At 50.7% G+C, this 14,007-nt stretch carries 10 protein-coding genes; 7 read left to right on the forward strand and 3 right to left on the reverse strand.

The genetic code is table 11. The features are described from left to right. The first annotated feature begins 38 nt into the window (after positions 1-38). The 7 genes from IE117_RS18850 to IE117_RS18880 all read left to right on the forward strand — a co-directional run bounded on the left by IE117_RS18850 (position 39) and on the right by IE117_RS18880 (position 8,509). On the forward strand, positions 39-3,059 hold the full coding sequence (locus IE117_RS18850; RefSeq protein ID WP_189566947.1) for a putative glycosyltransferase family protein: 3,021 nt from the start codon (positions 39-41) through the stop codon (positions 3,057-3,059). Then, positions 3,056-3,883: a hypothetical protein gene (locus IE117_RS18855; RefSeq protein ID WP_189566071.1), complete on the forward strand. Its 828-nt coding sequence runs from the start codon at positions 3,056-3,058 to the stop codon at positions 3,881-3,883. The genes IE117_RS18850 and IE117_RS18855 overlap by 4 nt, the downstream gene beginning before the upstream one ends. Then, positions 3,883-4,431, forward strand: a complete 549-nt coding sequence (locus IE117_RS18860; protein ID WP_189566072.1) for a hypothetical protein — start codon at positions 3,883-3,885, stop codon at positions 4,429-4,431. Before IE117_RS18855 ends, IE117_RS18860 begins: the two co-directional genes overlap by 1 nt. A 24-nt stretch (positions 4,432-4,455) precedes the next feature. Next, entirely contained in the window at positions 4,456-5,637 is a 1,182-nt protein-coding gene (locus IE117_RS18865) for a glycosyltransferase (protein WP_189566073.1), read from the forward strand. Between the two features lie 4 nt (positions 5,638-5,641). Beyond that, positions 5,642-6,157 (forward strand): GtrA family protein, encoded by a 516-nt coding sequence (locus IE117_RS18870; protein WP_189566074.1) that lies wholly within the window; start codon positions 5,642-5,644, stop codon positions 6,155-6,157. A 136-nt stretch (positions 6,158-6,293) separates the two neighbouring features. Then, positions 6,294-7,724 (forward strand): glycoside hydrolase family 28 protein, encoded by a 1,431-nt coding sequence (locus IE117_RS18875; protein ID WP_229581144.1) that lies wholly within the window; start codon positions 6,294-6,296, stop codon positions 7,722-7,724. A gap of 50 nt (positions 7,725-7,774) precedes the next feature. Next, positions 7,775-8,509, forward strand: a complete 735-nt coding sequence (locus tag IE117_RS18880; protein ID WP_189566075.1) for a DUF1223 domain-containing protein — start codon at positions 7,775-7,777, stop codon at positions 8,507-8,509. A 19-nt stretch (positions 8,510-8,528) separates the two neighbouring features. Here the strand turns inward: IE117_RS18880 and IE117_RS18885 are convergent, their stop codons facing one another. The 3 genes from IE117_RS18885 to IE117_RS18895 all read right to left on the reverse strand — a co-directional run bounded on the left by IE117_RS18885 (position 8,529) and on the right by IE117_RS18895 (position 14,006). Continuing rightward, a complete protein-coding gene (locus IE117_RS18885) occupies positions 8,529-8,993 on the reverse strand; it encodes a hypothetical protein (RefSeq protein ID WP_189566076.1) in 465 nt (154 codons plus the stop codon). A gap of 182 nt (positions 8,994-9,175) precedes the next feature. Then, positions 9,176-12,352: a PVC-type heme-binding CxxCH protein gene (locus IE117_RS18890; RefSeq protein ID WP_189566077.1), complete on the reverse strand. Its 3,177-nt coding sequence runs from the start codon at positions 12,350-12,352 to the stop codon at positions 9,176-9,178. A gap of 154 nt (positions 12,353-12,506) precedes the next feature. Further along, on the reverse strand, positions 12,507-14,006 hold the full coding sequence (locus IE117_RS18895) for a RagB/SusD family nutrient uptake outer membrane protein (protein WP_189566078.1): 1,500 nt from the start codon (positions 14,004-14,006) through the stop codon (positions 12,507-12,509). Position 14,007: the final 1 nt, after the last annotated feature.

Here is a 14,007-nt window from a genome sequence, read left to right on the forward strand (position 1 = left end):
CGGCTTATATTTGCCCACAAAAATTCAAAGTGGACTCTGTGGACAACCTGCAATACGACATCTGGAAAAATCTGCAGGGCAAAAGGCTGCTGCTGGTGGCCATGTCGATTGCACTTCTACTCCACGGAGTGATCCTGTACTTTACGCTTCCCCAGACCTACGATGCGTTTGTGCACATATTTTTCGCTGACCACTACGCTCGTTTTTGGTTCGAACCGTGGGAATATCGTTGGTACACTGGATTTTTGACGATTAGTTACCCGCCGCTGGTGCACCAAATGATCGCTCTCATCAGCAAGCTGTTTCCGCTAAAAGTGGCGTTCTGCCTTTACACCATCACTATTTATGAGATTCTCATCGTGGGGGTTTATCGGTTCAGCAAGTTGTTTTTTGGCAAAACAACAGCGGGCGTAGCGGCCATTCTTACCGTGGTACTTTCCTCGATGATCGAGACTTTGCACGTGTATGGTCAGGCTCCGACGCTCACCGGTATGGCATTTCTGCTCAATTCGCTGCCCTTTCTGTATCAATATTTTGTCAAGAAAAAGCCCATATATCTCGTGATGGCCCTCGTAGTACTGGCTGTGGCCGTGAGCTCCCACCACGTGACGGCGATTTTTGGCATGGTGTTTTTTATCGCGCCGACCATACTGATGGCGCTCGTTGATGCTAATCCTGCTCTGACGGGACTCCATCCGGTGCGATTCGTACAACAGATGGTTCTGGTGGCGCTCAGTAGCTACAAACAAATTCTGCTTTTCGGAGTATTGATGATATCGCTGGCGCTGGGCCTCATTTTTCCTTACTGGTACTGGAGCAAGACCGATCCGATTACGCAGGTATCCATTCCGCACGGATCACGGGACAACTTTCTGGAAGTAACCTCTTCCGGGCTGATATTCTACGTGATTCCGCTGGCCTTGATCATTGCCCTCTTGCCAGCCATCGCCTATTCCATCACCCGGCAGAAAAGGTATCTGGGCTGGGCCGTTTCATTTTTTATTTGCCTCTTATTCGGGAGTGGTGGCACCACGCCCATCCCAAAACTCATGTTGGGCGAAAACGCTTTCAACATACTTACCCTGGACCGGTTTGGATTTTGGGCGTCGGTCATTGCCATTCCGTTTATGGCCCAGTTTATCCATTCGTTTGTGGCTGGTTCGGTCAAAGACTTCTGGATAGCTAAGTATGATTCCGCCACGCATTTCGTGCTGTCGGGTTTGAGCGGCCTGTCTTATATTCTTTTCGTGGTATACATCTTTCATCTGGCTAGTTTTCGTCCGCTCCAACCTAAGGAAATCGAGATTGAACCCATGCTCAATTTCCTGAACCGCGATGAACACATGCGCTGGCGGTTTCTGACCCTAGGCTTTGGCGATCAGATGGCCTGGCTAAGTACCAACACTCTCGCAGCGACTGTGGATGGAAACTACCACTCGGCGCGCCGGCTGCCTGAATTGACTACCCGGCCCGTGGAGCGGCTCGAAAATGCCAAGTACTCCGGCGAAGAAGGTCTGGCGTCACTCAATGATTTTCTGACTTATTCGGAAAAATACAGCCTGAAATACGTTTTCAGCAACGACCGGTTTTACGATCCGCTGCTGTATTTCAACGGCTGGAACCGCACCATCCGCCTGGAAAATGGCATAATGGTTTGGGAAAAAGGAAATATCTCGACCATTAAGCCGCTTCGTCCCACGGAACTGTCGCCGCTTCTCAAGAAAGTCTGGGGGATTCTTCCCGTTTCCAGCCTGGTCGTAGCGGTTTTGCTTTCGAGTGTATACCTCCTGCGATTTAAGGAGGAAGAATACCATGTAATCCGCAACGGGTCGGGCGAGCGGTATCCGAAAGTGATTCTCTATTCTGCTTCGCTGCTGCCGATACTGTTCTTTACCTTTTTCATTGGCAAACAGGTTTATGAGCTTTTACTGGTCAAAGAGCAGGATACGCCCGAAAACACGGTGCTGAATTATTACAACCACCTGGATTTTCAGCGGTTCGAGAAGGCGTTTGGCTTCTTTGTGCCTTCGCCTGCATATACGCTGGACCGATACCTGCTCGAAAAATCGATGACTGATGGCGGATTGTGGCCTTCCTATTCCAAGCTGGATAGTATTGCAGTGCACCCAAACGGAAATAATGCTGACGCGGTGAAAGCGGAGGTGTTCACCCGCTGGCGTACCTCGCTGGGGTACCTCGAAAAAACGGATACGCTAAGTCTGCAGAAGGTGGAAAAGAAATGGTACATCGTCCCGGCGGAATTCGAACCCGAAATTCCGGAGGAACAGGTGATCAGCCATGCCTACACCTTATTCCGGAAAATGGGAAAAAGAAAAATCAGCAGCTTCCCGACGGTGAAGGATGATCGGATCAAAAAGCCTTTCGCGGCCTTTAAGCAGGTGAATTTTATTCGGTCGGGACAAGAAAACTTTCTGACGGGCGAAATCCTGAACGCGGACGATATTCCGGTGAATATCGCACTAAGGGTTTCGATTTATTATCATAATAACGAAGTAAGGAATTATTATCCGGGGAGTGCATTCCTGTACAACAACTCGCCCAAGGGGAGTACTTTCTTTCAGATTGCACTCGACAACACATCGTTAATGGATTCCTTACAGGTGGATTCAATGGCCATTTACGCCGACACCGACATCAGCGAACGGGGCTATCTGCACGGAGGTGCTCTGAACTACACCGTAGCTGCCGTAAGCACAAAGCAATTGAAAATTAGGGCTGAATATTACAATGACCTCACAACCGACCTGACGATCCCCGGTCTGCTGCTGGCTGAAAAAGACTCGGCGGGAGTCATCTGGCAAGCCCGGCTGTACACACATCCGCAGGCTATCCGCAGTGGGCTGCACGGTAGTTTTGAGGTGGGTTTTAAAAAAATAAATGGCAGAGCACAACACATCACAAAGTACCCTGTCGGAGCATACATCAATGGGCAACGGCGCCGGGTCCTCCCCACCATTCCGGACCCGCTGGCCAACCGCAACCACGGCCTGCAGATTTTGCCCCATTGTTTTATGGCTCAGGAAATATATCTCCAATGAAAACTCACCTTCTTTATGTACCACTACTACTAATGACTTGGGCCTGCTCGCAGGTACCCATTGAGAAACCCGTACTTGTTTCTAAATCAGAAATCGTATCAATCCCGGCGGATACGTTGTCCTTCAACACTTCCCATTCAGAATGGGAGGCCATGCTATACACACACATACAACCTTTGAAGATGCGCACCCACCAGGCCAATGGCCGGCTGATGGTGTTCCTGTTGCCGGGGCAGGGGGGGATTTTGGAAGGGCCGGCCCGGTTGGAGCTGGCCACCGGAAATCGGCACTTCTACTACCCGGTCACGGTGAGGAACAGTGTCGTAAAGACGGGTTCGATGAAAGATTACCGTTCCCCCAAAACGGTTAATCCCGACTCAGCTCTGGCGCAACAGCGGATCGTTCACATCATCGATCCGGCACGGAATCTGCTTGAACTTCCGGGGAAGGGGTACTTTCTGGAGCAGGAATTGACCCTTGATCCGACTGTTGCGGTTTACCGGGCCAACGCCGACAAACCGTTGACTGCCTATTACGTAGAGCCTGGAAGTTGTGTCAATGTCCCGGTTCAGGCGGGTTATAAAAAGGGTAATAATTCTTTTGAAGTAGTGGTCGGCCCCCTTATTGACCGGCACGGCAACACGGTAGCCGACGGAACACTTGTCACACTGACGCTGAGAAGCGGAGGCAAAGTCTGGCATCTTGAAGAGAATCTTCAGAACGGACTGGTGTCGCGGACACTACCGGCCCAAAAGTTTATCGGGTTTGATGTTCAGGCCAACGTGCAGGATCGTTTTTCAAAAACTTTAAAACTATCCATCTAATGCTCAGACTATTTTTATTATTTCTCGGGCTTCTGGTTGGCGTCTTTCTCTACTTTCGGGTCGAATCCCAGCCCCCTGCTCCCGAATTGCCCATATTCCTGCGCCAGGATACCATTGCCCTTGCCCACCACACTTCCATTAAGTTATCCGTACTTTCCAAAAAAACACCTTCTATGGCGCAACAGGAACAACTTCGCCATGATTATGCCGACCTGTGGGCGCATCTCAATCACCTCTACGCGACCAATGATGTGGAAGCTGGCAAAGAGTACTACACCGAGGAGTGGTTTCGGCAATTGTGCAAACATTACGAAGGAGAAATAGAATCGCGCGTCAGCAGGACGGATTCGCTTCATCACCTGCAAATCATGAACTGGTCGCGCGACGGATTAGTGTGCGCTGCGGTGGATAGCAACGCCATACTTACCTATTCCTATCCTGATCGAAGTACCCGTCGCGTGCGCACCTCGCTTGCTCTGGTGTTGCTGTTTCAGGGCGATCACTGGCGGATCGATGCCATGAGAGTACTCGACGAAAAAGAAATATAGAAATTCCTAACTACTGATATACCCATGAAACTTGCCTTCGTCTCCCCCTATCCGCCCAGTCAGGTCACCCTCAACGAATACGGTTATCACCTCATCCGTAGTTTCGTTGGCAAGCCGCAGGTTGAGGCAGTGTATGTGCTGACAAACCACCTGAATGACGATCGTGAATACAGTCGCTATGCCATGGATGGCATCGAGATCATTCCCTGCTGGAAATTTGATGGCCTGTTCAACTTCTGGAATATCAGGAACCAGCTGAAAAAAATTAAAGCGGACGCCGTGATTCTCAATCTTCAGTTTATGACCTTCGGAGAAGGGAAAATTCCCGCAGCTTTGGGATTGCTGACTCCCTGGGCGTGTAAACTCCTGGGAATTCCCACGGTGGTGATACTGCACAATATTGTTGAAACGGTGAAACTGGACACGATCGGCATGGCCGACAGCAAATGGAAAGGCGATTTGTTTCTCAAGATTGGAGAGGTGTTGACCCGGTTCATTCTGAAAGCCGATCTGGTGGGCGTCACCATTTCACAATATGTGGGTATTCTGAGAGAAAAGTACCGCGCCGATAATGTCATTCTTCTGCCACACGGCAATTTTGAGCTTCCCGAACGGCGGTACTTGCCCGATCCGCTGCCGCATATCAATCTGATGGCATTCGGTAAGTTTGGAACCTATAAGAAAGTGGAGGTGATGCTGGACTCCATGCAGATCCTTGAAAAAAAATATCCCGACCTCAAATTCATCAGCACCGTGGCTGGCACTGACAACCCTAATGTGAAAGGGTACATTGATGACGTCAGAGAAAGGTACCGCCATTTGCCCAACGTAACCTATACGGGTTATATTCCCGAAGAAAAAGTAGCGGATATCTTTCAGGAAAGTACTTTTATCATTTTTCCCTATACCACCACAACCGGCAGTTCCGGTATTCTGCACCAGGCCGGTAGCTACGCGCGGGCCTGCATTCTGCCCAAGATCGATGATCTGGAAAGAGTGGTGGAGGAGGAGGGCTACGGTGGAGCTTACTTTGACACCGATAACGCCGAAAGTCTGGCAGACGCCGTGTCGTACCTGATAGAGCATCCCGAAGAGCGGCGCGCCATTGAAGATCAGAATTATGCAGCGGCCCGGGGGCTGCCCATGAACGAACTGGCCCAGTGGTATCTCAGCCATATTCAATTCCTGACCGAACAAAACAAGTGAGCGCATGACCTCTGGCCTGACCAAATTGATCAATTGGGGATTACAAACGTTCTATCCGATTTTCCGGCGATGGCTTCCTTTTCAGGTGTATGCCTACCTGGCAGTCGGGGCGGCTAACACCGCACTGAATATTGTCCTGTTCGTACTGTTTTACCAATTCATCCTGCCCCAGCCGGGTGTTTATTTTCAGGAATACCTGGTGGCTTCCTACACGATTGCTCTGCTCATCGCATTTCTGTTGACGATCGTGAGCGGGTTTTGGCTGAGCAAAAATTTTGCGTTTAAGGATTCGGGAAATGATTCGGATGTCGCGAAAAAGCAGCTTGGCAAGTATTTTATTGTCGTTGCGCAGGGGTTGGGCAGTGATTACCTGATCCTGAAAGCACTCATAGTGTTCGCGGACATGCACCCGACCGTGGCAAAGATTATTTCAACTACGGTCGTTCTGACCCTGAATTTCTTGCTGCAAAAATATTTTACATTTCGGGTTAAAAAACCGTCGGAGAACCAGCCAGGATAGGTAATTCAAGTCATCCACAGACTTTAAGCTTTCAATCGCCAAATGGTCAGAAAAGAAAGCCGTTGATACCTTATTGGACCGGGCTAAGATACCTGGGAGGTTGGGTACTTTATGGCATAATCGAATAAACAATAGAATGATGGGAAAATACAACTACCTGAATATCCTGATTGGCTCATTTTTCGCTGTACTTAGTCTGGCAGCCTGTTCGGGCGATTCTGAAAGTACCTCGGGGGACGAAAAAGACCCCTGGGATGCCGTGGCGGCGATTGAAGGAAGAATAGTAAAGCCGACTTTTCGCGATAAGGATTACCCTATCACCGATTTTGGCGCCATTGATGGCGGTAAAACCGACTGCACGCTGGCGTTCAGAACCGCCATCGAAACGTGCAATAAGGAAGGTGGGGGCAGGGTGGTAGTACCGGCAGGAAACTACCTGACGGGAGCCATTCACTTACTCAGCAACGTCAACCTTCACCTGGAAAAAGGAGCCACAATCTTGTTTTCTACCAAACCATCGGATTATTTGCCCCTGGTTCACACCCGCTGGGAAGGCGTCGAACTCATGGGCTATTCGCCGTTGATCTATGCCTTTGAACAGAAGAATATCGCCATCACGGGCGAAGGGACACTTGACGGCCAGGCGAACGAAACCAATTGGTGGCCCTGGAAAGGAAACGAGCATTACGGATTCAAGCCTGGCTCACCCAGCCAACTGGATAAGGATAAGCGGGCAGCGCTTTTTGGCATGGCCGAACAAGGGGTGCCCGTGGCTGACCGCAAGTTTGGGGAGGGCTCGTACCTGCGTCCGCAGTTTGTCCAGCCCTACCGCTGTGAAAATGTCCTGATCGAAGGGGTGACTTTGGTCAATTCGCCCATGTGGTTGCTGAATCCGGTACTTTGCACCAATGTGACCATCGATGGGGTGACCATGACGAGTAACGGACCAAACAACGATGGGTGTGACCCTGAATCCTGCAAGGATGTGTTGATCAAAAATTGCTACTTCAACACCGGCGACGACTGCATTGCTATCAAGTCGGGACGAAATGCCGATGGACGGCGGCTGAATGTCCCAAGTGAAAACATACTAATTGAGAACTGCAACATGGCAAACGGCCACGGTGGAGTGGTGATTGGCAGCGAAGTATCCGGTGGAGTGAGGAATGTTTTTGCCCGGAATTGCCAGATGAACAGTCCTGAACTGGACCGGGCGTTGCGGATTAAAACCAATACGGCCAGAGGAGGCACGATTGAAAATATCTATATGAAAGACATCGAAGTCGGCCAGGTGAAGGAGCAGACTATCATTGCCACCATGATGTACGAAGATACTGGCAGCTATATGCCAACGATCAGGAATATCGAAGTACGGAACATGACCGTGAAGCAGGGTGGGAAGACCGGCATTCTGTTGCAGGGATACGAAGAGTCACCGATTACGAACGTGCGCTTGAACAACGTTACAATCAATGGGGTGAAAGTACCTTACGAATTCAACCATGCATCCGATATTAGTTCCAAGAACTTGACCATCAACGGAAAAGAAACTCAATTCGATCAGTAGAAAGAATAAATTTGAGATTTTGCGTTTTGTAGGTGACCAAGCTCAAACGCATGAACTACGTACTATTAATTTTTCTGGTACTAGCCGGTTCGACCTGGCATACGGATTCTGACAAAACTACCCGATTTGAACCCGTTGCCGTAATCGAGCTATTTACCTCGCAGGGCTGCTCCAGTTGCCCCGCCGCCGATCGCCTCCTCACTAAAACTTTGAAAGAAAGCGGCAAGAATATCATGGCCCTTTCTTTTCATGTAGACTACTGGAATCATCTCGGCTGGGCTGATCCGTTTAGTGATAAAGCGTACACCAAGCGGCAATATGCCTACGCCAAACAATTCAATTCCCGGTCGGTCTATACGCCGCAGATGGTCGTGAACGGCAAAGCCCAATTCGTCGGCTCCAACGAAGCGGCGTTGAAAAAAGCCCTGAACGAAGCTACCCAGCGAACGCCTCCGGCGAACTTTACAGCCCTGAGTGCAAGTCCGGCGAGCGGGAAAGTATTGAAAGTGAGATACCAGTTGGAAGGCGATTACCAAAATTGTCAGGTAAATTTTGCCTTGGTTTCTAAACACGAAACCACCGCCATTCAGCGCGGTGAAAACGGAGGCCGTACCCTCAGCAGCGACAACGTCGTGCGGCAGTTTGTCAAAGTACCCGCCAAATCAGCGGGAGAGGTACTTCTAAACGATATCGATAGCGGAGCAATCGATTTATCGGTAATCGCGTACGTTCAAAAAAATGATGGTTTAAGAATCGTGGGGGCGGCGAAGGCTGGGATTGAGTGAGCCTGCGAATTTTTTCAGACTATTTTCGCACGTACTCGACCGAATAGCCAATTGGTAGTTTTGGAACGACTACGAAGTTGCCTTTCCCATCCACGGGCGAGGATTTTCGGCAATAACGCTCCGTAATAGTGTATTTAATTTTCTTGCTCAGGCTATCCACCTGAACGTCCCGCATATAAGTACTGCCCACCCCTTGATTTATCGTGGAAGCACCCAGAACATCATATTTGCTAAAATCCACACTCTCCAGTTTTCCAGCACAGCAATGGTCAAAGACCTGCCTATATTGCTCTTCTGTGGTTAGATGAATGCCATCCCTGGCTAAATCACCTACTTCCTGCCGATAGGCCAGGTAGTTTTCAGGAAGTACCCGGACGACGATACCCGCCGTTTCGTCGTTGGGTTTTTCGTTGCAGAGTGGTTTTTCGCAGGAAGTGAAGAGTACAGGGAGGCATATGGCTAAGAGTTTGGCGGATTTTTTCATTGAATAAAGGTAGTATTTGGCAGTATTTAGTACCATTGGTTGGGAGAGAATCAAAGATGAACTTCCAGGAGACCCCTGCTGACTTTTTGAGGTTGGAAACTATACAAAATTTAATAAAAAAGCGCGCCCAGGAGACGATCCGGGGCGCGCTTAAAAAAGTACCAGCAACTTATAATTTTCAATTATTTCTCCATCGGATACTGTTTCAGCAGCTCGGATGGTTTGTAAAACATCCCGTCTTTCTCGGTCATGGCCCGAACCTGCTTCACTTTCTCGGGCGTAATGGCTGACGCATTGTTGCCAAATGATTTTCGGACGTAGGTCAGCACGGAGGCTACTTCCTCGTCGTTGAGCATCCCGCCGAATGGCGTCATGGGCACCTGCCCGGCGTAGTCTTTGCCATTGACTTCGATGGGGCCCATGAGACCTTTCAGGACGATTTTTATCAGCCGATCCTCGTTGCCGGTGACCCATTTGGTTCCGGCCAGCGGCGGGAAGCCAGAGGCCGAAAGACCCTGTCCGTCGGGTTGATGGCAAGTGGCGCAGAAACCGTCGCGACTATATATCTCCTTGCCCTTGGCAAAAGCATCGAGTTCGGGAGCTTTCATAGTGGCTACAGCCTTTTTCTCCTGCTTTTGCCGAACGAACTGGCCGTTCAGATGTGCCTCGGCGGTTTCTAACGATTTCTCCATCCAGGAATCGACAGGCATCTTCTTCGCCTCATTCAGGATCGCCAGACCTTTATCCTTGTCAAGCCAGGAAGCAGCGACAATGGCTTCCAGGCGTACCCGACCATGCGGGTCGCGGGCTGCTTCCGTAAGAAGTTCTGCCTGGTTGGGGATTTGATGGCCCACGTAGCGTACCACCCTTACCGCAGCGGCACGGGCGTGGTAGTCTTTGGCGTGGAGCATTTGATCCAGCAGCTTCCTATCCACTTTGTCAAGGCCCCAGGTAGTCCAAAGCGCCTCAAGTACATTGTGTTCGTATTTGGGATCTTTTTTATTCAGGGAAGCTACCCACTTCGTGATTTTGGGCAGAACCTCGGCGGGCTTGCGGCCGCGCAACTCGCGCTGGGTACGGTAGCGGGTGCGGTACTCGGGTAGTTTGAGGTTGTCGAGTAGTTGATCCACGGTGGCTCCGGCTACTTTGGCGGGCTTCACCAGCGGACGAGAAGGGTAGGTGACACGATAGATTCGACCGTGGACATGGTCGCGCAAAGGATCGCGGGCGTTGTGCTGCATGTGGCCGATCAGGATATTATGCCAGTCGATGAAGTACAATGAGCCATCAGGCGCAAACTCCATGTCCACCGGCCGGAAGTTGCGGTCTTCTCCTTTGACCAGGTCCATCACAAAGTTGCTTTTGTAGCCGGTGCCGTCGTCTTTGAGCGTATGCATTTTCATGCCCAGGAACCCGATGGTATTGTTGATCAGGAAATTCCCCTGCACGTCATCCGGAAAATGCCGACTCGACACGAATTCCAATCCCGAGGTGGGTCGAACACGCTGATCGGGTTGAATCAGCTGCACTCCTTTGTCCATGCTTTCGCCGTACATGGGCTTCACCGTGCCGGGCGTCATCCAGCGCACGTCGGGGCTGGAAGTTTCGGCATAAATCTGTTGTCCCCACTCATCGAAGGCAATACCCCAGGGGTTGGGTATGGGCAATTGGGCTACGCGCTCCAGCTTATGCAATTGGGGGGAAAAGCGGTAGAAACCACCGTTGGTAGCCCGCACCGTGCCATAAGATGTCTCGACATCTGTGTGCAGAAACACGCCTTCACCCATATACATGGCACCGGATGGGTCGGAGGTCCAGGCGCTGATTTCGTGGTGGGTGTCGTGATCGTCGAAACCACTCATAATAATCGTCTGCTTGTCAGCTTTATCATCTCCATCCGTATCGGTGTAGAGCATCAGGTTAGTGCCCTGCGATACGTACACTCCTTCGGGCGTAATCTCAAAGCCAACCGGCACTGACAGCCCCCTCACAAAAATGGTTTCCTTGTCAGCCTTTCCATCGTTGTTGGTATCTTCATAAATCATGATTTTATCGTCAGGCTTGCTGTCACCTGGCTTATAATGCGGATAACTAGGCATGGTCACGACCCATAGCCGGCCCTTGTTGTCGAAGGTCATCTGCACGGGATTAGCCAGATCGGGGAATTCCTTTTCCGACGCAAAGAGTTCGATTTTATAGCCCGGCGGTACTTTCAATTTGTCCAAAGCCTCCTGACCATACAGGTAGGTTAAACTACCGTTGGCGTCGGGGTTGAAATTGGTCTTAACAGGGGGGAGTTTGCGGGTGCGCTTGTCGGCGGCGGCCACGTCGATGGCGAATCCCTCGCAGTTGCAGGCAGCAGCCCAGACCGCTGTGTCACGAATAGCCGTCATCTGCCGGATCTTGTCGATTTCGTAGGGGTAGTTGTCGGGTCCGAAAGGATTGAAGCGACGACCCCAGGCATGGACACCGTTAGGTATCTTGTAATCGTCGAGCCACATGAAGTTTTTCTCCATCACGGCTTTATGTACCAAATCCCGGTTCGTCCCCGACTTGGCAGATTCCTTGCCAAAAACCTTATCGGCCAGCAATACGCCAAATTTCTTGTAGCCCTCATCATTGAGTTGCGAGCCATCGATGGTGAGCGGTTCATTTGTGGCTTCATACCAGGCTTTGGAAGGCGTGTAGGCATCCACAAAAAGTACCTTGTTCTCCTCACAAACTTCTTTCATCCCCTGGGTGTAAAGGGCCAGGTTTTTATTGATGTCCTTGCCGTCCGGCACGCTCATGATCGCCGACAAATCCTCATAGGCAATCGGCGATACGATGGCCATCTTAGGTGGCGTGATACCATTGTAGCGCATCGACAGGCTATGTTTGAGAAATGCGTCGAGTTCAGCTTTGAAATTGGCCAGCCCGGCTTCGCCCTGAAACGATTCACTAAAACCGAAGAAGCCCACCACTACATCAGCACCCAGGCGGATGAGCCACTGGTCGTCGGAAGGGAAATTGCCCCGGCTATCGGAAGGATTGGCGTACTCGGTCTGGAATTTTTCTGCTCCCGGAAATGCCCAGGGGGAATCGCGCGCCGAGCGGGGCCGGAAGCCGGGCGTATCGCCGGGATCGCACATGTTGCGGATAAATAGCATGTGGTCGGGGTAGCGTACCTGCATTTCGGTCTCGAAATGCCCGAAGTTGATCATCCTCGACCCCAGATTACCGCCCACCAGGAAAATCCGCTCGCCGCGGTCGATAGGCAGAGTATCCTCGTCAATGAATCGGAAGGCCGTAAAGGTGAGTAATGACAAAGCAAATAGGGCGAGGAGGCCGCCGATGCCTTTCTTGACTGGTTTGGACATTTTTAGATTTTTGAATTGTTTACTATTACAGACGCGGTTCAATGGGTTAGCGCCTTACGTATTATAAAGTTAATTTCACCCGCCATATACCCCGAAAGCACCTTAAAAAAGATGCTTTCGGGGGTCATGCGACTGATACCAGGAGAATTGCGACTCAATATCCCGGATTTTGCTTCAACTTGTCATTGTTACGGATTTCTGCGGTCGGAATGGGAAATAACAGCTCGCGTGCCTGTAATACCGGTCCGTAGGAAAACTTATGCCCCACAAAATCCTCGAAGGATCGGGTACTTACATTGAACGCTTTCCGCAGTCGCGCCATGTCGTACCAGGTTTTGTTTTCAAAGCTCATTTCATACCAGCGCTCCTTCCACACTGCTTCGCGAAATTGCTCTTTGGTAAGGCCGCTAAGGGCCGGAAGGTTGGCACGCGACCTGATTTTGTTGATGGCGTCGTAGGCAGCAGGGGTGGGGCCCGTGGATTCATTGGCGGCTTCGGCGTAGGTAAGCAACACCTCTGCGTAGCGCAGTATCGACCAGTTCAGGTTGCTGCTGGTCGTGGAGAGCTGCGCCTCGGTATCGAAGAGCTTGTAGATGTAGTAGCCGCCCAGGTCGCGGGTCTTAGTGCGGTCGCTGCGCAGGGAGAATGTTTTGTAGTAAAACTGCTTCTCTTCGGCTCTTTTATCCCCCTTCTGATAGGATTCTACGAACTCCTTGTTGGCAAAAATGGCCCCGGTTTCATCGGTATAGGCCGAGATGCCCTGGTTATAGGGAATGATAGAGCTCTGCCAGTTTGAAGGCAGGACGAAGGCGGCATACTGAACCATAAAGATATTTTCCCCGAGATTCTTCTTAGCCGGGTTGTGCAGGTCGTCGTAGGAGGGGAAGAGGCTGAACTTACCCGAGTCGATCACTTCCTTGGCCTTATCGGCAGCTTTCTGAAAATATTCCTTTTTCTGTAAAGGATATCCCGCCATAGTCAGATATACGCTCGCCAGAAGTGATTTGATGGCTCCAAGGGTGACCCTCCCTGTCACATCCGTGACCGGAAGACCAGAGGCTTCGGCCTCAATCAGATCTGCCTCAATGAGCTTGTATATTTGCTCCGGTGTAGATTGATCGGGATAGAGCTCGGGGGATTTCAGGTTGATCGGTTCGGATATGAGGGGGATATTGCCGAAAATCCTGACTAGTTCGTAGTAATACAAAGCGCGCAAAAAACGGGCTTCGCCAAGGTACTTCTTCTTGGCCACTTCGTTCATGGGAATGTCGGGGATTTTTGCAATCGCCAGATTGGCGTTGGCAATACCCCGATAGTTGTTCGTCCAGTAGGTAGCCCCGTACCCGTTGTCGGAGTTGTTGACCAGATTTCGAACGAAAATACTATTCTGGGCTTGGCCCAGTTCCGTATTGGCGAGGCCGGTTCCGAATTCAAGCATCATCCAGGGGGCTCCGCCAAAGCCTCCTCCCAGGGTGCCCCGGAGACTCTCGTAACAAGAGTTTACCACACTCTCAGCGTGTTCGGGCTTGGTGAAATAATTCTCAAGGGTGAAATTGGATTGGTCGGGTTCTTCCAGAAAATCGGAACAACCTGTTCCAAAAAACACCAAGGTACTGCTGAGCACCAATTTGGCGAAGGTTTTATTAAATTTCATA

Source organism: Persicitalea jodogahamensis, assembly GCF_014651615.1.
GTDB classification, from domain to species: domain Bacteria; phylum Bacteroidota; class Bacteroidia; order Cytophagales; family Spirosomataceae; genus Persicitalea; species Persicitalea jodogahamensis.